Raw genomic sequence first — 22,928 nt, 5'->3', positions numbered from 1 at the left:
CTTCCGGCTCTCTCGTCCTGAGGGGGGCGCGGGAGTGGGGCTTGCCTCTCCCGCTCGCGGGAGAAGGAGCGGGACAAGGGGCGGGACAAGGGGCGGGAGAGGGGCAGCGGCGGCCCCAAAGGCCACCGCCGCCCTACCTCCCACTTACCCTACCTTCACCTCGATCCGCCGCGGCTGCGCTTCGGCCTGCTTCGGAATCCGCAGATTCAGCACGCCGTCCTTGAGCACCGCCGAGATCGCGCTGCTGTCCAGCTCGCGGCTCAGCGTGAAGACGCGCTTGTAGCGCGCGATCTGCACCTCGGCATAGACCGGTTCCAGCCCTTCCGGCATCTCCTGGCGAATCTCGCCCTCGATGGTCAAGCTGTCGCGGTCGGCGCGCACCTGCAGCGTGTCGCGCGACACGCCCGGCAGGTCGGCCAGCAGCGTGATGCCGGTCGAATCCTCGGTCACGTCCACGCGCGGCAACAGCGTCGCGCCGGCGGCGGCATTGCCGTTGTCGTTCTTCCCGCTCATGTTCGCATTCACGTTCCGGTCCTGGTCGGTCCGGGTGACGGCTTGATCGTTCATGATGAACCTCCTGCTCGGTGCAATCATCGGGTCAGTTCACGGTGATCCGGCGCGGCTGGGCCGATTCCTGGCGAGCGATCGAGATCCGCAGCAGCCCGTCGCGATAGGTGGCATCGATCCTGGCGGTATCGACGTCCTCCGGCAGTGAAATCACGCGCCGGAAGCTGCCGTTGAAGCGCTCGCGCACATAGACGTTGGTGTCCTTGCCCGCGCTCGACGCGCCCGCGCCCGCCTGGCCCGGCTGTCCGGCTTGCTGATTGGCGGACGGGTCGGTCTGCCCGGCCTGCGCGGCCTGTGACTGCGTGCCCTCCATCTGCGCGCTGCGCTGGCCGGCGATGGTCAGCAGGCCGCGATCGACGCTGACGTCGAGCGTGGACGGATCGATACCCGGCGCGAAGGCATAGACCTCGACGCTGGACGGCGTCATGCCGATATTGACGGCCGGAAACGCGCCGCGCGCGACCGCACGGATGCTGCTCGGCGTCGAGAAGACCTGTTGCAGTTCGCGCTGCAGCCGGTCGAACTCGGCAAACAGGCTGCCCGGAGAACTCAGCAACGATGCGTACATGGCATTACCTCCTTGCTCCTTGCTATTCCTAGCGACTCGTATTCGGACCGGCGCGGCCGGCCCCCTGCGTGCCGGCGCTGGCCGGCGCGCTTCGACACGAATGTAGTGTCGGACGCCGTCGCTTCAAGAGTCGAAAACATGGCGCGACGCCGGCGCGCGAAGCGCCCCCGGGGCGCGGCGGTAGAATCGCGCCATCAGGCGTGGCACACGCCAGCATGCCGAGGAATCCCATGTCCGTTCAAACCGCTGTCCCTCCCGCCGCGCCTTCGACCGGCGCGGCGCCGTCCGCCACCCAGGGCGGGCTGGACCTGATCCGCCCGCAGCCCTATACCGACTGGGCGCCGCAGCTGCGCGCCGAAACGGCCGCGGGCCTGCGCCGCGAGCTCGAGCAGGGCGCCGTGCTGTATTTCCCCGACCTGCACTTCCGCTTCGAGCCGGGCGAGGAGCGCTTCCTCGACAGCCGCTGGTCGGACGGCAAGTCCAAGAACATCAACCTGCGCGCCAACGACACCGCGGTGCGCGGCGCCGTGGGCAGCCCCCAGGATCTGGCCGACCTGTACGCGCTGATCCGGCGCTATGCCGAATACAGCGAGCGGCTGGTGCTGTCGCTGTTCCCCCGAATACGGCCCGCATCTGGAGCGCGCCGGCACCTCGCTGCGGCCCAGCGAGATCGCCGGGCGCCCGGTCAGCTGGCGCAAGGACGATACGCGGCTGCACGTGGACTCGTTCCCGTCCAATCCGATGCTGGGCAAGCGCCTGCTGCGCGTCTTCCACAACATCGATCCGCAGGCGCCGCGGGTGTGGCGCGTCGGCGAGCCGTTCGCCGATTTCGCCAGGCGCTTCGTGCCGCGCACCAAGGGCATGTGGCCGGGACAGGCCTGGCTGATGAAGCAGCTGCATATCACCAAGCGCGAGCGCTCGGAATACGACCATCGCATGCTGCAGCTGCACGACATGGCCAAGGCCGACCTGGACTACCAGGCCAAGGTGCCGCAGCAGGAATTCCACTTCCCGCCGGGTTCGACCTGGATCGTCTTCAGCGATCAGGTGCTGCACGCCGCGATGCGCGGCCGCGCGATGATGGAGCAGACCTACTACCTCGATCCGCGCGCGATCTCGGACCACACGCACTCGCCGGAAGCGGTGCTGTCGCGGATGCTCGGCAAGCCGATGCTGAAGGCGTAATACGCCGCAAGCGCAGGGCGCGTGCGAGCGCGTCCTGCCTTCTTTCCCCTGCCCTTTCCCCCCGTCTTTTCTCCCGCCGTTTCTCCCGTCTTTTCTCGCGTCTTTTCTCGCGTCTTTTCTCCCGTCTTTTCCCCTCCTTTCGCCGCGCTGGTCCGGCCCCGCCGCGTTCCCCTTCTGCCCCTCGACAAAGCGCCTACACTGGGCAGCATAGACCGCGTTCGCGCCCCGTCCGCCGGCCCTGCGTGGCGGCCCGATGCGCGAAGCAAGCGGCGCGCCGACTTGCCATCGTGCGAGGGGACAAATGGACACCAGTTTCGATTACATCGTAATCGGGGGCGGCGCGGCGGCGTGCGCGCTGGCCGGCAGGCTCGCCGACAGCGGCAGCGAATCGATCGCCCTGCTCGAGGCCGCCTGGCCCGACGATGACGCGCCGGACTGGGGACCCTATCTGCGCGGCGCGCCATCCGACTACGACGGCTGGGCCGAGGCCGGCTGCGACGGCTGGTCCTGGGACGATGTGCTGCCGTGCTTTCGCCGCGCCGAATGCAATACCCGCGTGATGGGCCGCGACGATGACCCCTGGCATGGCGGCAACGGCCCGCTGCATGTCGGCGATCCCTCCGCGCCTTCGCCGCTGGCCCGCTACTTCGTCGAGTCGGCCGCCCATGCCGGCCACCCGCGCAACGACGACTTCAACGGCCCCCGGCAGGAGGGCGTCGGCTGGTTCCAGAGCGCGCGCCATCGCGGCGAGCCGTGGAGCGCGGCGCGTGCCTATCTGCATCGCGGCGTCGGCGGCAACCTGCAGGTCCTGCACGGCATGCAGGCGCAACGCATTCTCTTCGAAGGCCGCCGCGCGATCGGCGTGCAGGCGCTGCGCCACGGCCGGCTCGTCCAGTTGCGCGCGCGGCGCGAGGTGGTGCTCGCCGCCGGCGCGATCGGCTCGCCGCAACTGCTGATGGTCTCCGGTATCGGGCCCGCCGATCATCTGCGCGAGCACGGCATCGGCGTCGTGCAGCCTCTGCCCGGCGTGGGTTTGAATCTGCAGCAACCGGTCGGCATGCTGCTGCACAAGCGCGGGCCGACGCCGCCGTCGCCGCGGCAATCGTTCGGGCCGCGTTTTCTCGGCGGCGATTCGTCGATCGGCAGGTCGCTCGCCGCGGCATGGCACTGGCTGCGGCATGGCGCCGGACTCGGCGGGCGGCGCAGCACGCTGGCGGAGGCGGAGCCCGTCAGCGCGGGCGCGCTGCTCAGGAGCCAGCCCGAACTGTCCGAACCGGATCTGCAACTGCGCTTCGTGGTCGGGCCGGGCCATGCGCGCGGCGATGGGGACGGGCATGGCCAGAGCTACGGTTGCCGCGTGCTGCTGCTGCGTCCGCGCAGCCGTGGACGGTTGCGGCTGGCGGGCAGCGATCCGCAGCGGCGGCCGCTGGTCGAGGCCGGCCTGCTCGGCGATGCGCAGGACGTGCGCGACCTGATCGCGGGCGTGGCGCTGGTGCGGCGCATCCTTGCGCAGCCGCCGCTGGCCGCGTTCGGCGGCAAGGCGCTGTATTGCGGCGGGGTGCGCGCTGATCCCGATGACGACGCGGCCATCGACGCGCTGGTCCGCGCCCATGCGGAAGGCGCGGAGCGGCCGGCCGGCACCTGCCGGATGGGCATCGATGCGCTGTCGGTGGTCGATCCGCAATTGCGCGTGCGTGGGGTCGAGGCGCTGCGCGTGGCCGATGCATCGATCATGCCGACGCTGGCCGGCGGTGATGCCGATGCGCCGGCGATCATGATCGGCGAGCGCGCGCACGACCTGATCCGCCATGGTCCGCGGGTACGGCTGCGTGCGCTGGAGACCTTGCTGGCGCGCGCCTGAGCGGCGCGCTGCGTAAGGCGGCCGCCGGTTTTTCCAGCAATTGCCGCATTCCTTTCCCTTTTCGGTACGCCGGGACAGGCGCAGCGGCCCGCTTGGCCCGCGCGGCCGGGCGGAAGCCTTACCCTGTGGGCCCACCATGGAAGGGAGAGCCACCGTGCAAAACACAAGGACAAGCAGGGCCGCGGTCTCGCATGCCGGCTGGCCGGACGTGGACACGCGCCATCGCCAGCCGCCCGCCACCACCACCGCCGCCACCGCCGCCACCGCCGCCACCACCACCACGGCCCTGCTGCCGTCCCATCGCATCGACTGGATCGAAAGCGACGGCAACCACGCCCCCGATCCTGGCGCCGACGGATTGCGGCGTGTCTGGATCGCCCTCGGGGCCTTGACGCGCCATCATCGCGCGCTGGCGACCGTGGTCATGGCCACGGCGATGTCGCTGCCGATCGGCCTGGCGGGCGCCGTTGTGCTGGTCCGCGGCGACCCGCAAGCGCTCAACCCGGGCGTGGCAATGATCATCGCGGCCACGGGCCTGTGGTGCGGCACCTGCTGCCTGTCCTATCTGGACGAATGCCGGCGTCTGCTGCGCGACAGCGAGTCCAACGAGTAGTCCTGAGCGCAACGCCTGCAATCAAGCCGGCCAGGCCCGCTCGATCAGCCGCCCCAGCTGCGCGGCGCTGCCGTCGAGCGTGCCGAACACGCGCCCATGCTGCCGCTCGAGCCGGCTCGCGACGAAGCGCTCGGCGCTGTCGGCATCGGCATGCGCGAGCATCAGCGCCGCCTGCGCGGTCAGCACCAGGCCCTGGGCGAAGCGGCGCGCGCAGGTCTCCTGCTCTTCCGGCGCGGCGCGCAGCATCGCCTGCAGCGAAGCGAGTGCGGCGCGCACCGCGGCATGCCCGCCGGCGCGCTGGCCGAGATCCTGCAGCAGCCGCAGCGCATCGTCGGGACTGCGCTGGATCGCGCGCAGCACGTCCAGGCACATGATGTTGCCCGACCCTTCCCAGATCGAATTGACCGGCGCCTCGCGGTAGAGCCGTGCCATCGGCCCCTCCTCGACGTAGCCGTTGCCGCCCCAGACCTCCATTGCCTCGCCGGTGGCCTCGATCGCGCGCTTGCAGATCCAGAACTTGGCGGCGGGCGTCACGATGCGCTTCCACGCCCCGGCCAGCGGGTCGGTGGCGGCATGTTCGAACGCATGCGCGAGCTCCATCATCAGCAGCGTCGCGGCCTCGCTCTCGAGCGCGAGATCGGCCAGCACATTGCGCATCAACGGCTGATCGGCAAGCCGCTTGCCGAAGGCGCTGCGATGGCGCGCATGGTGGATCGACTGCACCAGCGCGGTTCGCAGCAGCGCGGCGCTGCCGATCACGCAATCGAGCCGGGTATTGGTGGCCATCTCGATGATGGTCGGAATGCCGCGTCCCTCCTCGCCGATCAGGATGCCGCTGGCGCCGCGGAATTCGACCTCGCTGCTGGCGTTGGAACGGTTGCCGAGCTTGTCCTTGAGCCGCTGGATCTGGATCGCGTTGCGGCTGCCGTCGTCGCGAAAGCGCGGCACGAAGAAGCACGACAGCGGCCCGTCCTCGGCGCCCATGCGGGCCACCACCAGATGCGCGTCGCACATCGGCGCGGAGAAGAACCACTTGTGGCCGGTCAGCGCGTACTCGGCGCCGCGGCCCTCGCCGCGCAGCGGCCGCGCCACCGTGGTGTTGGCGCGCACGTCCGAGCCGCCCTGTTTCTCGGTCATGCCCATGCCGATCATCACCGCGCGCTTGTCGCGCCAGGGCAGGTCCTCGGGATCGTGCGCGGTCGCATAGAGCCGTGGCGCGAGTTCGCTGAACAGCGCGGCCTCCTTCTGCAGCACCGGGATGCTGGCGAACGTCATCGTCGCCGGGCACAGCGAGCCCGATTCGAGCTGCGCCTGCAGGAAATAGCCGGCGGTGCGCGCGGCCCAGGCGCCGGGACGCGGCTGCGCGAACGGCAACGCGTGCAGCTGGCGGCTGCGCAGCAGCGACAGCAGCGCATGCCAGCTCGGGTCGAAGCGGACCTGGTCGATCCGTTCGCCGGTGCGGCTGTGGGTATGCAGTTCGGGCGGATGGCGATTGGCCTGGTCGGCCCAGGCCTGGACCTCGGGCTGGCCCAGCGTCGCGCCGAACTCGCGCAGTTCGCCGGCATGCCAGCCGCCGCCGAGGCGTTCGAGCGCGGCGCCGAGCACGGTGTCGATGGCGAACGGATTGTGGTGCGCCAGGTCGGGGACCTGGTTGAAGACGCGGTGGGTGGCGGCGTCGCTGGTGCTCATGGTGTCTCCTGTGGCGGACGGTCGTGTCTCTGCCCATGCCGTTGCCGTTGCAATCGTTGGCGGCCTGCGATCGTTGGCGGCCTGCGATCGTTGGCGCCGGAGCCGTCGGCGGCCAATCGTCGGCGACCAATCGTCGCCGGCCCGGCGCGCGTGCGCAAGCACGCTGTCTGCATGGTAGAGCAACGCGCGAGCCCCGGGCTGAGGCCGACGCAGGCGGCCTGGGCGTCACGCCAACGGGCCGATCCGATACCGCGGCGCACCACAGTCCGAATGAAACAAGGCTGGCGCAGCCAGTTCCCTTGTGCTTAAATTGGCCCCGTTGGATGAAACAGGGGTGCCGTGCGGATTGGCCGCGCGGCTGAGAGAGTCCCTTCGAACCCGATCCGGTTAGTACCGGCGTGGGAAGTTTCACTGAAGACCGCAGTTCCCGCCGGCGCGCATTCCAGCCGCGCCAGCATGGTCCCCGAGGGACATGCTCACAGGACTCCTGGTTTCGTCCATCCCCCAAAGAGAGAGGACGATATCCATGGCCCGCAATCACGCCGCCCCCGCCGCATCCTTCGAATCGCTCGCCAGCGATCTCGACCAGAAGTTCGCCTACCCCGCTTCAACCAAGACCTATCTGACCGGCAGCCGTCCGGACATCCGCGTGCCGATGCGCACCATCCTGCAGACCGCCACGCGCACCGAGCATGGCGAGATGCCGAACCCGCCGATCCCGGTCTACGACACCTCGGGCCCGTACAGCGACCCGGACGTGCGCATCGACCTGAAGGCCGGCCTGCCGCCGGTGCGGGCCAAATGGATCGAGGAACGGGGCGATACCGAGGTGCTGCCGGGCCTGTCGTCCGAGTACGGCCGCGCGCGGGCCAACGATCCGGCTACCGCGCACCTGCGTTTCGCGCAGCTGACCAATCCGCGCCGCGCCAAGGCCGGCGCCAATGTCACGCAGATGCACTACGCCCGCCGCGGCATCGTCACGCCCGAGATGGAGTACATCGCGCTGCGCGAATCGCTGAACCTGCAGGCGCTGTACGACAAGCCCGAGTACAAGGCGCTGCTGCGCCAGCATCCGGGCAATGCGCTGGGCGCCGGCCTGCCGCTGCGGCCGGAGGACATCACGCCGGAATTCGTGCGCCAGGAAGTGGCCGCCGGCCGCGCGATCATCCCCCGCCAACATCAACCACACGGAACTCGAGCCGATGATCATCGGCCGCAATTTCCGCGTGAAGATCAACGGCAACCTGGGCAATTCGGCGGTCACCTCGTCGCTGGCCGAGGAAGTCGAGAAGATGGTCTGGTCGATCCGCTGGGGCGCCGACACCATCATGGACCTGTCCACCGGCAAGCATATCCATGAGACGCGCGAATGGATCCTGCGCAATTCGCCGGTGCCGATCGGCACGGTGCCGATCTACCAGGCGCTGGACAAGACCGGCGGCATCGCCGAGGACCTGACTTGGGAGATGTTCCGCGACACGCTGATCGAGCAGGCCGAGCAGGGCGTGGACTACTTCACGATCCACGCCGGCGTGCTGCTGCGCTATGTGCCGCTGACCGCCGACCGCGTGACGGGCATCGTCTCGCGCGGCGGCTCGATCATGGCGAAATGGTGCCTGGCCCACCACAAGGAAAACTTCCTGTACACGCACTTCGACGAGATCTGCGAAATCATGAAGGCCTATGACGTGTCGTTCAGCCTCGGCGACGGCCTGCGTCCGGGCTGCATCGCCGACTCGAACGACGAGGCGCAGTTCGGCGAGCTGCGCACGCTGGGCGAGCTGACCGCCAAGGCGTGGAAGCACGACGTGCAGGTGATGATCGAAGGCCCGGGCCACGTGCCGCTGCAGCGCATCCAGGCCAACATGGACGAGGAGCTCAAGCACTGCTACGAGGCCCCGTTCTACACGCTCGGACCGCTGGTCACCGATATCGCCCCCGGCTACGACCACATCACCAGCGGCATCGGCGCGGCCAATATCGGCTGGATGGGCACGGCGATGCTGTGCTACGTCACGCCGAAGGAGCATTTGGGCCTGCCGGACAAGGAAGACGTGCGCGAGGGCATCATCACCTACAAGATCGCCGCGCATGCCGCCGATCTGGCCAAGGGCTGGCCGGGCGCGCAGTTGCGCGACAACGCGTTGTCGAAGGCGCGCTTCGAGTTCCGCTGGGAGGACCAGTTCAACCTGGGCCTCGATCCGGAACGCGCGCGCTCGTTCCACGATGCGACGCTGCCGGCCGAGGGCGCCAAGATCGCGCACTTCTGCTCGATGTGCGGTCCGAAGTTCTGCTCGATGAAGATCACGCAGGACGTGCGCGACTACGCCGCGTCGCTGAAGGAGGCGGGTGCCGACGAGGCCGAGCGCGGCATGCAGGAGAAGTCGATCGAGTTCGTCCGGCAGGGCGGCAAGATCTACTCGTAAGGGACGGGGCCGTCGTTCCCGCGAAGGCGGGAACCAGCGACCTGGCTCTCCACGAGAGGCCGGGACGCTGGGCTCCGCGCACGCGGGGCGACGGCTGTTTCCGGCTCCGCACTGACGTTCCCGGCCTCCCGACGGCCGGGCTGGCACAATACACACCCATGAAACAGCAGTTTGACGTCGCCATTCTCGGCGCCGGCCTGGCCGGCCGCCTGGCCGCCTGGCGCCTGGTCCGCGGTGGCCTGCGCGTGGCCCTGGTCGAACGCGCCGGTCCCGACGGCGCGGGCGCGGCCGCCCATGTCGCCGCCGCGATGCTGGCGCCGCTGGCCGAATCGGCCATCAGCGAGCGCCGCATCGTCGAGCTGGGCATTGCGAGCGTGGACCTGTGGCGCGCATGGGTGGCCGAATTGAACGCCGAACAGGCGGAAGAGCCCACCGCCGTCGACCCGGTCTTCTTCCAGCAGGATGGCACGCTGGTGGTCTGGCACGCCCGCGACCGCGGCGAGATGCCCTTGTTTACCAGCCGGATTCGCGCCGTGTCGCCGCCCGAACTGGTGGCCGAACGGCTGCGCCGGCTCGACGCGGCCGGCATCGCATCGCTCGAACCCGCGCTGGCCGGGCGCTTCCAGCAAGGGCTGCTGCTCGAGGGCGAGGGCCAGCTGGACAACCGCGGTACCTTGCGCGCGCTGCTGGCCTGCGCGGTTTCCTCCGGTGTGCATTGCGTCTGGGAAGCGGGCGAGATCGATGAGCGCGACCTGCCGCGGCTTGGCATCGACGCGCGTGTTGTGCTCGATTGCCGCGGCCTGGGCGCGCGTGCCGCCTGGCCCGCCGAGGGCGCTATGGGAGGCGGGGCCGGCATGCCGGGCCTGCGCGGCCTGCGCGGCGAGGTGGTGCGGGTGTTCGCGCCCGAGGTCTCGCTGCACCGGCCGGTGCGGCTGCTGCATCCACGCTATCCGATCTATATCGCGCCCAAGCCCAACCATCTGTACGTGATCGGCGCCACCGAGCTGGAAAGCGAGGACGACTCGCCGATGAGCGTGCGCTCCGCGCTGGAGCTGCTGTCGGCCGCGTATTCGCTGCATCCGGCCTTCGGCGAGGCGCGCGTGCTGGAACTGAACGTGCAGCGCCGGCCCACGCGTCCCGATCATCTGCCCGCGGTGCGGGTCGACGAGCAGGCGCGCGTGGTGCGCCTCAATGGCCTGTACCGGCACGGCTTCCTGATCGCGCCGGCGGTGGTCGAGGCCGCCTGCGAAGTCGTGCGCGCGCTGGCCGACGGCGATCCCGCCGCGCATGCGGTGCCGGCCTCGGCGCGCTGGCCCGGCATGATCGCGCCCGTGCATGGCAATGCGGTGCTGCATTGAAGCCCGCATCGATGCCCACACCGAGGCCCGCGTTGATGGCCGCATCGATGCCAGCGTTGACGCCCTGCTGCGCGACGCCATCCCGCGCCGCTGAATCCGACGCGACCTCCAAGGCTCTCGCCCTTCGAGCGTCGCCTTGCCCGGCTCGTCCCAACCGATGACACACGCGCTGAACACCATGGAAATCCTGCTCAATGGCAAGCCGCTGGCGCTGAATGCGCCCGCCACGCTGGCCGACGCGGTGGCCGCGGCGCAGATCCCGCCACCGTTCGCCGCCGCGCTCAACGGCCGCTTCGTGCCGCGCGCCGCCCATGCGGATACGCCGCTGTCCGCCGGCGACCGCATCGATCTCGTGCAACCCGTTACCGGAGGCTGATCCCATGACCTTCCCGACCCAGGATGCCGTGCGCGATCCCTTCGTGCTCTACGGCGAATCGTTTTCCTCGCGCCTGCTGCTCGGCACGGCGCGCTATCCGTCCCCGGCGACGCTGCAATCGGCGGTCGATGCCGCACGGCCCGCCATGCTGACGGTCGCGCTGCGCCGCCAGGGCGCGGTCGGCGACGGCGAGGGTGGCCAGGCCTTCTGGCAGATGCTCAAGTCGATGCAGGTGCCGGTGCTGCCCAATACCGCCGGCTGCATGGCGGCGCAGGAGGCGATCACCACCGCGATGATGGCGCGCGAGGTGTTCGAGACCGACTGGATCAAGCTCGAGCTGGTCGGCGACGACTACACGCTGCAGCCCGACACGCTGAACCTGCCGGCAGTCGCCGAGACACTGATCAAGGAAGGCTTCAAGGTGCTGCCGTATTGCACCGAGGATCTGGTGCTGTGCCGCCGCCTGCTCGACGCGGGCTGCCAGGCGCTGATGCCCTGGGCCGCGCCGATCGGCACCGGCAAGGGCGCGGTCAATCCGCACGCGATGCGGGTGCTGCGCGATCGCCTGCCCGACACGCCGCTGATCGTCGACGCGGGCCTGGGCCTGCCCTCGCATGCGGCGCAGGTGCTCGAATGGGGCTACGACGGCGTGCTTCTGAACACCGCGGTGGCGCAGGCCGCCTATCCGATCGAGATGGCGCGCGCCTTCGCGCGTGCGGTCGAGGCGGGGCGCCTGGCCTATCTGGCCGGACCGATGCCCGAGCGCGAGATCGCGCAGGCCAGCACGCCGGTGGTCGGCATGCCGTTCTGGCACGCACAGGAGCACGCATGACGCGCCAACCGACGCCGATGCCGGTCGATACGGCGCTGCAATCCGCGCTGGTGGCGCGCCATGGCGAAACCTTCGGCGTCGCCGACCGCGGCTGGCGCGCCTGGCGGCTGCAGGACGCGCTGACCGCCGATGCCGCCGAATCGTTGGGCCAGGCCGACCTGCTGCTGGCCGACGGCGAGGTCGATCCCGCGACGATCGACCGTGTCGCCGCGCGCGGCGCGATGCTGATCCAGACCGAGCGCGAGGGTGGCCAGTGGATCGACACGGTACGCTCGCCGATGGGGACCTGGGTGTTCGCCACGCAGGCCGATGCCAACGACGATGCCGCGCCATCGCCCGCTTTCGTCGCGACGCTGCTGGCCACGCTGGCGCTGCATTTCCCCGCGCACGATGCGCTGTGCTTGGCGCGCGCCTGGCAACCCGGCACGCTCGACTGGCCCGCCGAGTTTTCCCGCTTCCCGCGCGTGCGGCACGCCGCGCTGGTCGCGCCGGAGCAGTCGGCCGAACCGTTCCTGCCATGTCCGGCGCGCCTGGGCCTCTACGCCGTGGTGCCGAACGCCGACTGGATCGAACGGCTGGTGCCGCTCGGCGTCCCCACGGTGCAGCTGCGCTTCAAGTCCGGCGACGCGGCCGCGGTGCGCGAGCAGATCGCCCGCTCGGCGGTGGCAGCGCGCGGCAGCCGCAGCCGGCTCTTCATCAACGACCATTGGCGCGCCGCGCTGGACTACCACGCCGCGCACGGCAACGACAGCGCCGGCAGCGGCATCTACGGCATCCACCTCGGCCAGGAAGACCTGGACGAAGCCGACCTGGACGTGCTGCGCGCCTCCGGCCTGCGGCTCGGCGTTTCCACGCACGGCTACGCCGAGATGCTGCGCGTCGCGCCGCTGCGTCCCAGCTATCTGGCGCTCGGCGCCATCTTTCCGACCACCACCAAGGTGATGCCGACCCAGCCGCAAGGGCTGGGACGCTTCTACGCCTATGCCCGCCTGATGCGTGAGCAGGTGCCGGCGCTGGTCGGCATCGGCGGCGTCGACGCGAGCAATTTGCCGCAAGTACTGGAAGCCGGCGTCGGCAGCGCGGCCGTGGTGCGCGCGATCACCGAAGCGGCCGACGTGCCGGCGGCGGTGGCGCGGCTGATGGCGGCGTTCGGGCAGGCGGACTGAGGGCAGGACCGGCGTTGTATCCCCCGGCGATTGCATCGCCGGGGAAAGCGCTGTCGCGCACGCCGGTTGATTAGATCCTGCAGTAAAAATAAACCAAGAGACAACGGACGGAGCAGAATCAAATCCTCTTGCGTCACCTTGATTAGATCTGGTGCTATTCTTCAACCATGGTTGAAGTTCCCCGCTACCAGATAATCAAGCGCCTGCAGACCGGCATGCCGCGCGGGGCGCCATTCGATCTCCCGACGCTGCGCCAATTCGGCGTTTCCCCCCAGCTTGCCGCGCGATATGCCGACGGTGGCTGGCTGGTTCGTCTTGCCCAAGGCGTCTACGCCTTTCCCAACGACGATTTCGGCGTCGAGGGCGCCCTTCGCTTCCTGCAGGCGCAGGTGCCCGGTTTTCACGTCGGCGGCAAGACGGCGCTCGCCTGGCAGGGGATGCGACACAACCTCGGCAGCCGCGAGACCCTGGTGCTTTGGGGCGACGCTCGTTTTGCGCTTCCGGGCTGGTTCACGGAACGGCATCCGGCGCGCTATGTGCATGCCCGTTTGTTCGACTGGCCAGATACGGGGCTGGCGGAGCGAACATTGGTAACACCGCCCGGCATGTCGGAGGGCGTGCGCGTCGCTGCGCCGGAGCGTGCGGCACTTGAGATGCTTTACGAAGCCGGTGTTAAGCAAAGTCCGGAGGAGGCGCGTAACGTCTTCGACGTTTTACGTTCCCCTCGCAAGGACCTGCTCGGACAATTGCTATCGTGCTGTACCAGCGTCAAGGCCGTTCGGCTCTTTCTGACGTGGGCTCGAGAGACCGAACTGGTCGATGTCGATGCCCTGCTGGCACAGTACCCGGTGCGCTCAGGCAGCAACAAGCGATGGATCGGCCGTCTCGACGACGGCACGTTGCTCAGCCTGAAGCCCCATGGATAACGCCTACGCCGATACCGTCCGCCTCCTGCTTGCCGTTGCGCCCATCGTTTTTCCGGCGATCTGTTCGCCATGAAGGGTGGCACCGCCATCAACCTGTTCGTTCGCGATATGCCTCGCCTCTCCGTGGACATCGACGTGGTCTACCTTCCGCGCGACGTGCCGAGAGAGGACGCGATATGTGCCATCCAGTCCGAGCTCACCGCCATCGCGCAACGCGCCGCGGCGCTCGGCCTGCGCACAAGGCTGATTGGCGCACGCGATCAGCGCGAGACCAAGTTGATCGTCGGCAACGACGTGGGTCAGGTGAAGGTCGAGGTCAATCTGGTATTTCGTGGCACCGTGCTGCCGGTCGAGCGGCGCGTGTTGAGCACGAGGACCGCCGATCTGTTCGGCGTCGAATTCGACGTGCCGATTCTCGCTCCCGACGAGTTGTACGCCGGCAAGCTGGTGGCTGCACTGGACCGGCAGCATCCCCGCGACCTGTTCGACGTATGGCAACTGTACGAATCGGGTGGGATCTCGGACGGCATGGTGGAATGCTTCGTCATCTATCTCGCCGGCCACAATCGCCCGGTCCACGAGGTGCTGTTCGGCAACGACAAGGACATCGCTGCCGAGTATGACCGCGCCTTTGTCGGCATGACGGAGGTCGAGTGTTCATTGAAAACACTGCTCGATGCGCGCGGGCGGCTGAAGGAAGAACTGCCAAGGCGGCTCAGCGGGCGGCACAGGCAATTTCTGGCAGGGCTGTCCCGCGCCACCCCTGACTGGTCGCTGCTCCAATGCGCGCATGTCTGTCAGTTGCCGGCAGTGCGGTGGAAACTCGGCAATCTGGAAACCTTCCGCCAGCGGCGCCCCGCGGAGTTTGCAAAGCAGGCGGAATTGCTAGACGAGGGACTCGCAGCACACGGACAGTGAATCGGCGCAGGGGCGCTGATGACCCGGGCCCGGCGCGCTAACGATCTCCTCCGCTTGCCGCCCCCCCGCGCCAGCAACGTGTACAAATGCGAGCGCGAAATCCCCAGCGCCTGCGCGGCGCGTTTCTTGTTGCCGCCATGTTCGGCGACGGCCTTCAGCGCCGCTTCGTAGGCCAGTTCCCGCAGCGCGGCAGGGCGGGAGGGCGGCGTGGTCGCAACGGGCGCCGGTGCCTCGCTGCGCAGCTCGTCTTCCCCCCTCGTGTTCGGCATAGCTTCGCGCCAGCGGGTGCGGCGCCGCGTCTGTCGCCAGGGCGGCTGCCGCGCTCTCGTCGCCGCGGGCGAAGTCCGCCACGCGCAGGCGGCCGCCGTCGCAGAACACCAACGCTTCCTCGATCTTCTGCCGTAGCTGCCGGATATTGCCCGGCCACGGCCGTTCGGCCAAGTGGCGGGGCACCGCGCTGTCGATGGTGGGCACCGGCACGTTGTTGCGCGCGCAGAACGCTTGCACGAAGTGCTGCAGCAGTGCGGGGATGTCCTCGCGGCGCTGGCGCAGCGCGGGGATGCGCAGCACCACGCCGCTGAGGCGGTAGTACAGGTCCAGGCGAAATCGCCCGGCGTCGATCAGCGCCTGGATGTCGCGGTTGGTCGCCGCCACCAGCCGGAAGTCGATGCGGCGCGCCTGGCGGCTGCCGATGCGCTCGACCAGGTGGTCCTCCAGCACGCGCAGCAGCTTGACCTGCATCTCCATCGGGATATCGGCGACCTCGTCGAGAAACAGCGTGCCGCCGGCCGCCTGCTCGAGCTTGCCGGCCTGGCCCTGGCGGCGGCTGCCGGTAAAGGCGCCGGGGGCGTGGCCGAACAGTTCGGATTCGATCAGCGTCGCCGGCAGCGCGGCCAGGTTCAGGCTGACCAGCGGCTTGCCGTCCCGCGTGTCGCCGCCGTCCCGCTGGCTCGCCTCGTGGATCGCGCGTGCGACGAGCTCCTTGCCGGTGCCGCTCTCGCCGAGGATCAGCACCGGCACGTCGAGCCGCGCGACCGTCTCGATCTCGCGCCGCAACCGCTGCATCGGCGCGCTGTCGCCGATCAGCCGGCCGGGGCCGCCGCGCAGGTCGTCCAGCGCACGCCGATAGTGCGCGACCTGCGAGCGCAACTCGCTGACCTCCTTGTGCATCCGCGCGATCGCCTCGGGCTCCTTGAACAGGACCTGGCCGATCGCGCCGACCACTTCGCCGTGCTGCACGATCGGAATGCGGTTGACCACGCGCGTGACGCCGTTCATCCGTTGCAGCTGGCCAATCTCGGCCTTGCCGCTGGCCGCGACCTGCGGCAGCCGCGAGTTCGGAATCACGCGCTCGGCGGGCTGGCCGATGCCCTCGCCGGTGCGCAGCCCGAGGAAGCGCTCGTGCACCGGACTGATATAGCGCATGCGGCCGTCGCGGTCCGCCACGGTGATCGCCTGGTACGGGTTGGTGATGAAGTGTTCGAGGATGGCGCCGGCAAACGGCACGGCGCCGAGGAAATCGAACAGCGCGGTGGCGGCGCCAGGCCGGTGCAGCAGCACCAGCGTCGTGGTGCCGTCGTCCAGCGCCAGTGCGATATGACGCATGGCTTCGGCGCCGGGCGCCGTCACCTCGAACAGGTGGGGGCGAATGCCGCCGTCCTCGCCGGCGCGTGCGCCGGGGGCCGGGATATCGACTGCCGTGATCCGGGCGGCGGCCAGCTCGGCCAACGCGGCTGCCGTGGCGCGGGCCAGCGCGTCGTCGCGGGCGATCCCGGTTGCCGCCAGCACCTGCCCGTCGCGGTCGATGACCAGCGCGCCGAGGGCGTCCGGGGCGTTCGCGGCGTTTGGAGCGGTGGCCGATGTCTCCGCATGTGTCTTCAATGACGACAAAGCTTGTCTCCGATGCGGACACTGGCGTGTCCTGATATGTCGTTATAGCGGACACCCTAACAGCCGCGGATTTCACGCGCAAGGCTTTCCCCAAGTAAATCAACGGGTTGCGGCTGGCACGCCAGCTGGCACGGTTGCTGCGCTGGATGTCCCAACAGCAAACGAGCAACAGGAGACAACGCGTGTCGTGGCAACCCGAAATCGATGAACTGGCCTACCGCCGCCAATTGGCGGCCCAACTGGGCGGGCCGGACAAGGTCCAGCGGCACAAGGACGCCGGCAAGCTGACGGTGCGCGAGCGCATCGATGCGCTGGCCGACCCGGGCTCCTTCCATGAGGTCGGCAGCCTGACCGGCAGCGGCCAGTACGACGGCAATGGCCGGCTGGTCGGCTTCACGCCGGCCAATCTGGTGATGGGGCGGGCCCGCGTCGACGGCCGCCCGGTGGTGCTGGTCGGCGACGACTTCACCGTGCGCGGCGGCGCCAACGACGGCGCGGTCGGCGACAAGCTCGTTCACGCCGAGAAGATGGCGCGCGACCTGCGGCTGCCGATGGTGCGGCTGGTCGACGGCACCGGCGGTGGCGGCTCGGTGCGCAATATCGAAACCAAGGGCCATACGCTGATCCCAACGATGAAGGTGTGGCAGCACGTGGTCGAGAACATGTCGCTGGTGCCGGTGGTGTCGCTGGCGCTGGGCTCGGTGGCCGGCATGGGGGGCCGCGCGGGTCGCGGCCAGCCACTACTCGCTGATGGTCAAGGAGACCTCGCAGCTGTTCAACGCGGGCCCGCCGGTGGTCGCGCGCATCGGCCAGCATCTGACCAAGAACGAGCTCGGCGGCAGCCATATCCATACGCGCAACGGCGTGGTCGACGACGAGGTCGCCAGCGAGGAGGAGGCCTTCGCGCGCGCCCGCCAGTTCCTGTCGTATCTGCCGACCTCGGTGTTCGAGCTGCCGCCGCGCGCGGAGCCGACCGACGATCCGGCGCGCCGCGACGACTGGCTGCTGTCGGCGATCCCGCGCGACGGCCGCGCGGTCTACAAGATCCGCCCGATCGTGCAGACGCTGGTCGACTCCGGCTCCTTCTTCGAGATCGGCCGGCATTGGGGCCGGGCCATCGTCACGGGCCTGGCGCGCGTCGACGGCTGGCCGGTCGCGGTGGTGGCCAGCGACCCGTACTACTACGGCGGCGGCTGGGACAGCGCGACCGCGGAGAAATTCACGCGCTTCGTCGACATGGCCGAGGCTTTCCATCTGCCGGTGATCAACCTGGTCGACATCGCGGGCTTCCAGATCGGATTGGAGGCCGAGAAGGCGGGAACCATGCGTTACGGCGTACGCGCGCTGTCGGCCGTCTACCAGGCCACGGTGCCGTGGTGCTCGGTGATCCTGCGGCGTGCCTACGGCGTCGCGGCCGCGGCGCACCAGCATATGGGCCGCTTCAACTTCCGCTATGCCTGGCCGTCGGGCAACTGGGGCTCGCTGCCGATCGAGGGCGGGCTCGAGGTCGCCTACAAGGCCGAGATCGAGGGCGCCGACGATCCGGTGCAGAAGTGCGCAGAAATCGAGCAGCGCGTGCGCAGCCTGACCTCGCCGTTCCGCAGCGCCGAGGCCTTCGTCATCGAGGACATCATCGATCCGCGCGATACGCGCGCGCTGCTGTGCGAGTTCGCCAACCTGGCGGCGCCGCTGCGCGAGCCGGGCGTGCGCAAGTTCGGCATCCGGCCATGAGGCAGGGCTGCCGCGCGACAGCGGCAAGGACGGCGGCAACCGCAACGCCGACGACAGCGACGACGACAGCGCCGCCGACAAAGCCGACGACAACCACAACGACAACAACGACAGCCAACATCAAGGAGACCACCATGAACCGACCCCACCGACCGATGCGCCGCGCCACGCTGGCGCTGGCCGCCCCTCGGCGCCATCGCCGCCGCGGCGGCCGTCGCGCCCGGCACCGCCGCCGCGCAGGAAAGCTGGCCGAGCAAGCCCGTCACCATCATCGTGCCGTTCCCGGCCGGCGGCATGACCGACCTGCTGGCGCGCCGCATCGCCAAGGACATGGCCGTCGACCTGAAGCAGCCCGTCGTGGTCGAGAACCGCGCCGGCGCCAGCGGGCAGATCGGCACCGAGATGGTCGCGCGCGCCAAGCCCGACGGCTACACGCTGCTGGTCTCCGCGACGCACCATGTGATCAACCCCGCGGTGCGCGGCTCGCTGCCGTACGACGCGGCGAAGGACTTCACGCCGATCGCGCTGCTGGCGACCACGCCCAACGTGCTGGTCGTCAACAACAACATCCCGGCCGCGACGCTGCCCGAATTCCTCGCCTATGCGAAGAAGCAGAAGGAGGGGCTGTCGTTCGGCTCGTCGAGCATCGGCGGCGCGACGCACATGTCGGGCGAACTGCTGAAGCTGATGACCAAGGCGCCGATGGTCCATATCCCCTACAAGGGCGCCACGCCCGCGATGGCGGACCTGCTGGGCGGCCAGATCCCGGCGCTGTTCCACGATGCGATGACGATGGCGCCGTACGTCAAGGACGGCAAGGTCAAGGCGATCGGCATGACCTCCGCCAAGCGCAGCGATGCGCTGCCGAATGTGCCGACCATCGCCGAGCAGGGCGTGGCCGGCTACGAGGCCACCACCTGGATCGGCTTCTATGGCCCCGCCAACCTGCCCAAGCCGATCGTCGACCGGCTCAACCGCGAGGCGGTCAAGAGCATGAACGCGCCGGACTCGAAGGCGAGCCTCGCGCAGTCGGCCACCACGCCGGGCACGATGTCGGCCGAGCAGTTCGGCGGCTTCGTGCAGGCCGAGCTGGCCAAGTGGAAGCGCGTGGCCAGCGAAGCGAAGGTCAAGGTGGAATGACGCGATGACCGATCTTCATGCCAATCCCGCGGCGCCGGCCGACGACGGCAGCGCCCTGCTGTCGCTGCTGTCGCCGCGCTCGGTCGCCGTGCTCGGCGCCTCCGACAACACGGTCAAGGCCGGCGGCCGGCCGATCGACTATATGCGCCGGCATGGCTTTGCCGGCGCGATCTATCCGGTCAATCCGAATCGCGCGACGATCCAGGGCCTGCCAGCCTATCCGTCGCTCGACGCCTTGCCGGCCGCGCCCGATCTGGTCGTGATCAGCGTGCCGGGCGCCGAGGTCGAGCAGGCGATCGAGCGATGCCTCGCGATCGGCGCGCGCGGCGCGGTGATCTATTCCTCGGGCTTTGCCGAACTGGGCGAGGCGGGCGCGGCGCAACAGCGGCGGCTGGTCGAGCGCGCGCGTGCCGGCGGCCTGCGGCTGTTCGGTCCGAACACGCAGGGCCTGGCCAACTTCGCCAGCGGCGCGATCGCGCATTTCTCGACGATGATCAACGAGGAGGCGGGCCAGGACGGTCCGGTCGCCATCGTCAGCCAGAGCGGCGCGGGCTCGGCCATCGTCTATGGCGGGCTGCGCCGCAGGGGCATCGGCGTGCGCTATATGGTCGCCACCGGCAACGAGGCCGACGTCAGCGCCGCCGAGGTCGTGCGCGCGGTGCTGCACGACGAGCAGGTGCGCGTGGTGCTGCTCTATATCGAGTCGCTGCGCGATCCGCGGGTGCTGGCGCAGGCCGCGCGGCTGGCGCACAAGCGCGACGTGCCGATCCTCGCCGTCAAGGCGGGCCGCACGCGCGCCGGCCAGCTGACCGCAAGCTCGCACACCGGCGCGCTGGCCGGCGAGGACGCGCTCGCCGATGCCTTCCTGCGCCGGCATGGCATCGTCCGCGTGGCCGACTTCCGCGAGCTGGCCGAGTACTGCCAGGTCTTCGTCGGCGGCCAGCGGCCGCGCGGCGATGGCGTGGTGGCGATCAGCAATTCGGGCGCAACCTGCGTGCTGGCGGCCGATGCCGCGGAGGACGAAGGGCTGCGCCTGGTCGAGTTCGACGCGGCCGGCACCGAGGCGCTGCGCGCCGTGCTGCCGAGCTACGTCAGCGCGCGCAATCCGATCGACATGACCACCGCGCTGCTGGGCCAGCCGCAGATCTTCGGCCGCACGCTCGACGCGGTGGCCGAGCGTGGGGCCGCCGACATGATCCATGTCGGCTTTCCGATCAGGGGCGAGGGCTACGACTTCGACGACTTCTCCGCGCAGACCGGGCGCTTTGCCTCGGCCAGCGGCGTGCCGGTCGTGGTCAGCGCCAATCAGGAGTGGGTCGCGCAGGCCTTCCGCCGGCATGGCGTGCCGGTGTTCGACAGCGAGCGCGCGGCCATGCGCGCGCTGGGGCTGCTGTCCCGCTATGTGCAGGCGCGTGCCACGGTGCTGGCGGCGCCGTCGGCGGTGCCGGCATCAGCGGCATCAGCGGCGCCAGCGATGTCGGCAGCAACACCGGCGCTGCCGGCTTCGTCGAGCGGTGCCGCTACGTTCGCCACCACCACGCTCGACGAAGTACAAAGCCTTTCGCAACTGGCCGCGGCCGGGTTGCCGGCGGTCGCCCATCGCCTGTGCCGCGACCGCGAGCAGGTGCGGCGCGCGGTTGCGGAGCTGGGTTTGCCGGTGGTCGCCAAGGGCGTGTCGGCGTCGATCACGCACAAGTCCGAGTACGGGCTGGTGCGCCTGGGCCTCGACAGCGAGGAGCGCGCGCTGGCCGCCTTCGACGAGCTCGATGCCCGGCTGGCGACGCTGGCCGCCGAGCGGGGCGTCGAGCATGGCGGCGTGCTGATCGCGCGTCAGCACAAGGGGGCGTTCGAACTCGCGGTCGGCGCGCATCGCGATCCGGTCTACGGGCCGGTCGTGATGATCAGTCAGGGCGGCGTGCTGGTCGAGGCGCTGGACGACGTGCAGTTCCTGCCCGCGCCGTTCTCCGCCGCGCAGGCGCGCGAGGCCATCGCCCGGCTGCATATCGCCCGCGCGTTCGGCGCGGTGCGCGGCATGCCGGCCGTCGATGTCGAGCGGCTCGCGGCGATGCTGGTGACGCTGGGCGACTGGTTCGCCGGCAGCGGGGCGGGACGTGAGGCCGGACTTGAAGCCGGACATGAAGCCGAGTCGGTCGATGCCAATCCGGTGATCGTGCCGCGTGGCGACGCCGCCCCGGTGATCGTCGATGCCGTGGTGGTGCGGCGCGTCGCCGATGGCGAGGTGCCGCGATGACGCCCAAATTGCAGATCCGTCCGCTGCGCCGCGTGCTGGTCGCCAACCGCGGCGCGGTGGCCGCGCGCATCCTGCGCGCGCTGAACGCGCAGGGCATCGAGTCGATCGCGGTCTATTCCGACGCCGATGCCGAAGCGCCCTACCTGCAGCAGGCCACGGTGCGCGCGCGGCTGGGCGAGGCACCGCCGCTGCAGAGCTATCTGAACCAGGACGCGCTGCTGCGGATCGCCCGCGAGCATGGGGCCGACGGCGTGCATCCGGGCTACGGCTTCCTGTCGGAGAACGCGGGCTTTGCCGAGCGCGTCGAGGCGGCGGGGCTGTGTTTCATCGGTCCGTCGTCGCGCTGGATCCGCCGGCTCGGCCACAAGACCGAGGCGCGCGCGCTGATGGCGACCCATGGCATGCCGATGACGCCGAGCAGCGCCGTGCTGCCCGACGATCCCGCCGTCGTCGCCAGGGCCGCCGCGCGCATCGGCTATCCGGTGCTGATCAAGCCGGCCGGTGGCGGCGGTGGCATCGGCATGCTGCCCGCGCGCGACGAGAGCGAGCTGGCCGCGGCATGGCAGCGTGCGCGCTCGGTGGCGCAGCGCAGCTTCGGCCAGGCCGAGCTGTATCTGGAGAAGCTGATCGAGCGGCCGCGCCATATCGAGTTCCAGGTGCTGGCCGACCGCTACGGCGGCGTGCGCGTGCTGGGCGAGCGCGACTGCTCGGTGCAGCGGCGCCATCAGAAGGTCATCGAGGAGGCGCGCGCGCCCAACGTGCCGGCCGACGAGATCGACGCGATGGCAAGGCGCCTGGCCACGCTGCTGGCGGCACTCGGCTACGACGTGATCGGCACCGTCGAGATGCTGTACACGCCGGCGACCGGCTTCGTCTTTCTCGAGCTCAATACGCGCCTGCAGGTCGAGCATGCGGTCACCGAGCAGGTCACCGGCATCGACATCGTCGCCGCGCAGTTGCGGCTGGCACGCGGCGAGCCGATCGAGGCGGTGTTGCCGGCGCCGGTGCGGCTGCGCGGCCATGCGATCGAGGCGCGGGTCTATGCCGAGGACCCGGTGCGCTTCCTGCCGTCGCCCGGGACGCTGACGGTGTATCGGCCGCCGATGGGCGAGGGCGTGCGGGTCGAGACCGGCTATGCCCAGGGCGGCCGTGTCACCTCGTACTACGACCCGATGCTGGCCAAGGTGATCGCCACCGGCGCCGATCGCGCGCAAGCCATTTCGCGCTTGCGCGCGGCGCTGGACGCCTTCGCCATCGAGGGCGTCAAGACCAATATTCCCTTTATCCAGCGGGTGCTCGCCGACGACGATTTCATCGCCGGGCGCATCGATACCGGCCTCGCGCAGCGCGTGCTGGCCGGCGAAACAATCGCAGAAACAAGGGCATCCGGCGCGGCGCCGGCGCCCGCCTCCACCCTGACAACCTGATCCC

Annotated in this window: 14 protein-coding genes, 5 pseudogenes and 1 riboswitch; of the genes and pseudogenes, 14 read left to right on the top strand and 5 right to left on the bottom strand. The window is 69.8% G+C overall.

The window, feature by feature from the left end; genetic code table 11:
• Positions 1-144: 144 nt before the first annotated feature.
• Positions 145-567: an Hsp20/alpha crystallin family protein gene (locus OJJOAM_RS08060; protein WP_422647635.1), complete on the bottom strand. Its 423-nt coding sequence runs from the start codon at positions 565-567 to the stop codon at positions 145-147.
• Positions 568-598: 31 nt separating this feature from the next.
• A complete protein-coding gene (locus tag OJJOAM_RS08055) occupies positions 599-1,135 on the bottom strand; it encodes an Hsp20/alpha crystallin family protein (protein ID WP_422647634.1) in 537 nt (178 codons plus the stop codon).
• 230 nt (positions 1,136-1,365) lie between these two features.
• Here OJJOAM_RS08055 and OJJOAM_RS08050 point away from each other — a divergent pair.
• From OJJOAM_RS08050 to OJJOAM_RS08040, 3 genes and pseudogenes are all read left to right on the top strand, one after another.
• Positions 1,366-2,320: pseudogene (locus OJJOAM_RS08050) on the top strand (Kdo hydroxylase family protein).
• A gap of 301 nt (positions 2,321-2,621) precedes the next feature.
• Complete coding sequence (locus tag OJJOAM_RS08045) at positions 2,622-4,181, top strand: GMC family oxidoreductase (RefSeq protein WP_422649448.1); 1,560 nt, start codon at positions 2,622-2,624, stop codon at positions 4,179-4,181.
• Positions 4,182-4,335: 154 nt separating this feature from the next.
• A complete protein-coding gene (locus tag OJJOAM_RS08040; protein ID WP_422649447.1) occupies positions 4,336-4,794 on the top strand; it encodes a hypothetical protein in 459 nt (152 codons plus the stop codon).
• 21 nt (positions 4,795-4,815) lie between these two features.
• On the opposite strand, the gene OJJOAM_RS08035 is transcribed toward OJJOAM_RS08040, so the two are convergent.
• Entirely contained in the window at positions 4,816-6,483 is a 1,668-nt protein-coding gene (locus OJJOAM_RS08035; protein WP_422649446.1) for an acyl-CoA dehydrogenase family protein, read from the bottom strand.
• A 320-nt stretch (positions 6,484-6,803) separates the two neighbouring features.
• A riboswitch (TPP riboswitch) is annotated at positions 6,804-6,905 on the top strand.
• 104 nt (positions 6,906-7,009) lie between these two features.
• Here OJJOAM_RS08035 and thiC point away from each other — a divergent pair.
• From thiC to OJJOAM_RS08000, 7 genes and pseudogenes are all read left to right on the top strand, one after another.
• Positions 7,010-8,909: pseudogene (gene thiC, locus OJJOAM_RS08030) on the top strand (phosphomethylpyrimidine synthase ThiC).
• A 158-nt stretch (positions 8,910-9,067) separates the two neighbouring features.
• A complete protein-coding gene (locus tag OJJOAM_RS08025) occupies positions 9,068-10,267 on the top strand; it encodes an FAD-dependent oxidoreductase (RefSeq protein ID WP_422649445.1) in 1,200 nt (399 codons plus the stop codon).
• 178 nt (positions 10,268-10,445) lie between these two features.
• The gene (gene thiS / locus OJJOAM_RS08020; protein ID WP_006579970.1) at positions 10,446-10,643 is read left to right on the top strand and encodes a sulfur carrier protein ThiS; all 198 of its coding nucleotides are present in this window, start codon (positions 10,446-10,448) and stop codon (positions 10,641-10,643) included.
• 4 nt (positions 10,644-10,647) lie between these two features.
• On the top strand, positions 10,648-11,475 hold the full coding sequence (locus OJJOAM_RS08015) for a thiazole synthase (RefSeq protein WP_422649444.1): 828 nt from the start codon (positions 10,648-10,650) through the stop codon (positions 11,473-11,475).
• Complete coding sequence (locus tag OJJOAM_RS08010; RefSeq protein WP_422649443.1) at positions 11,472-12,641, top strand: thiamine phosphate synthase; 1,170 nt, start codon at positions 11,472-11,474, stop codon at positions 12,639-12,641. The genes OJJOAM_RS08015 and OJJOAM_RS08010 overlap by 4 nt, the downstream gene beginning before the upstream one ends.
• 167 nt (positions 12,642-12,808) lie before the next feature.
• Positions 12,809-13,567, top strand: a complete 759-nt coding sequence (locus OJJOAM_RS08005; protein ID WP_422649442.1) for a type IV toxin-antitoxin system AbiEi family antitoxin domain-containing protein — start codon at positions 12,809-12,811, stop codon at positions 13,565-13,567.
• Positions 13,560-14,467: pseudogene (locus tag OJJOAM_RS08000) on the top strand (nucleotidyl transferase AbiEii/AbiGii toxin family protein); the annotation flags it as partial. The gene OJJOAM_RS08005 and the pseudogene OJJOAM_RS08000, both read left to right, overlap by 8 nt.
• Here OJJOAM_RS08000 and OJJOAM_RS07995 read toward each other — a convergent pair.
• A complete protein-coding gene (locus OJJOAM_RS07995; RefSeq protein WP_422649533.1) occupies positions 14,365-14,754 on the bottom strand; it encodes a helix-turn-helix domain-containing protein in 390 nt (129 codons plus the stop codon). The pseudogene OJJOAM_RS08000 and the gene OJJOAM_RS07995 sit on opposite strands and share 103 nt — an antisense overlap.
• Before the next feature lie 340 nt (positions 14,755-15,094).
• Positions 15,095-15,550, bottom strand: a pseudogene (locus tag OJJOAM_RS07990) (sigma 54-interacting transcriptional regulator); the annotation flags it as partial.
• Positions 15,551-16,557: 1,007 nt separating this feature from the next.
• Between OJJOAM_RS07990 and OJJOAM_RS07985 the strand changes: the two are divergent.
• The 4 genes and pseudogenes from OJJOAM_RS07985 to OJJOAM_RS07970 all read left to right on the top strand — a co-directional run bounded on the left by OJJOAM_RS07985 (position 16,558) and on the right by OJJOAM_RS07970 (position 22,924).
• Positions 16,558-18,106, top strand: a pseudogene (locus OJJOAM_RS07985) (acyl-CoA carboxylase subunit beta).
• Positions 18,107-18,379: 273 nt separating this feature from the next.
• Entirely contained in the window at positions 18,380-19,246 is an 867-nt protein-coding gene (locus tag OJJOAM_RS07980; RefSeq protein ID WP_422649441.1) for a tripartite tricarboxylate transporter substrate binding protein, read from the top strand.
• A gap of 4 nt (positions 19,247-19,250) precedes the next feature.
• Positions 19,251-21,497 carry an acetate--CoA ligase family protein gene (locus OJJOAM_RS07975; RefSeq protein ID WP_422649440.1) on the top strand — a complete coding sequence of 749 codons (2,247 nt, stop codon included), beginning with the start codon at positions 19,251-19,253 and terminating at the stop codon, positions 21,495-21,497.
• The gene (locus OJJOAM_RS07970) at positions 21,494-22,924 is read left to right on the top strand and encodes an acetyl-CoA carboxylase biotin carboxylase subunit (RefSeq protein ID WP_422649439.1); all 1,431 of its coding nucleotides are present in this window, start codon (positions 21,494-21,496) and stop codon (positions 22,922-22,924) included. The genes OJJOAM_RS07975 and OJJOAM_RS07970 overlap by 4 nt, the downstream gene beginning before the upstream one ends.
• Positions 22,925-22,928: the final 4 nt, after the last annotated feature.

Source organism: Cupriavidus sp. H18C1 (assembly GCF_049311595.1).
GTDB lineage: Bacteria > Pseudomonadota > Gammaproteobacteria > Burkholderiales > Burkholderiaceae > Cupriavidus > Cupriavidus cauae.
The sequence above is the reverse complement of the archived record's forward strand: the minus strand, read 5'-3'. Positions and strand labels throughout refer to the sequence as shown.

Coding starts and splice junctions, on each gene's coding strand:
- OJJOAM_RS08025 (WP_422649445.1), top strand. CDS start 9,068: ATGAAACAGCAGTTTGACGTCGCCATTCTCGGCGCCGGCCTGGCCGGC.
- OJJOAM_RS07975 (WP_422649440.1), top strand. CDS start 19,251: ATGACCGATCTTCATGCCAATCCCGCGGCGCCGGCCGACGACGGCAGC.
- OJJOAM_RS07995 (WP_422649533.1), bottom strand. CDS start 14,754: ATGCCGAACACGAGGGGGGAAGACGAGCTGCGCAGCGAGGCACCGGCG.
- OJJOAM_RS08035 (WP_422649446.1), bottom strand. CDS start 6,483: ATGAGCACCAGCGACGCCGCCACCCACCGCGTCTTCAACCAGGTCCCC.
- OJJOAM_RS08045 (WP_422649448.1), top strand. CDS start 2,622: ATGGACACCAGTTTCGATTACATCGTAATCGGGGGCGGCGCGGCGGCG.
- OJJOAM_RS08060 (WP_422647635.1), bottom strand. CDS start 567: ATGAACGATCAAGCCGTCACCCGGACCGACCAGGACCGGAACGTGAAT.
- OJJOAM_RS07970 (WP_422649439.1), top strand. CDS start 21,494: ATGACGCCCAAATTGCAGATCCGTCCGCTGCGCCGCGTGCTGGTCGCC.
- thiS (WP_006579970.1), top strand. CDS start 10,446: ATGGAAATCCTGCTCAATGGCAAGCCGCTGGCGCTGAATGCGCCCGCC.
- OJJOAM_RS08005 (WP_422649442.1), top strand. CDS start 12,809: ATGGTTGAAGTTCCCCGCTACCAGATAATCAAGCGCCTGCAGACCGGC.
- OJJOAM_RS08055 (WP_422647634.1), bottom strand. CDS start 1,135: ATGTACGCATCGTTGCTGAGTTCTCCGGGCAGCCTGTTTGCCGAGTTC.
- OJJOAM_RS08010 (WP_422649443.1), top strand. CDS start 11,472: ATGACGCGCCAACCGACGCCGATGCCGGTCGATACGGCGCTGCAATCC.
- OJJOAM_RS08015 (WP_422649444.1), top strand. CDS start 10,648: ATGACCTTCCCGACCCAGGATGCCGTGCGCGATCCCTTCGTGCTCTAC.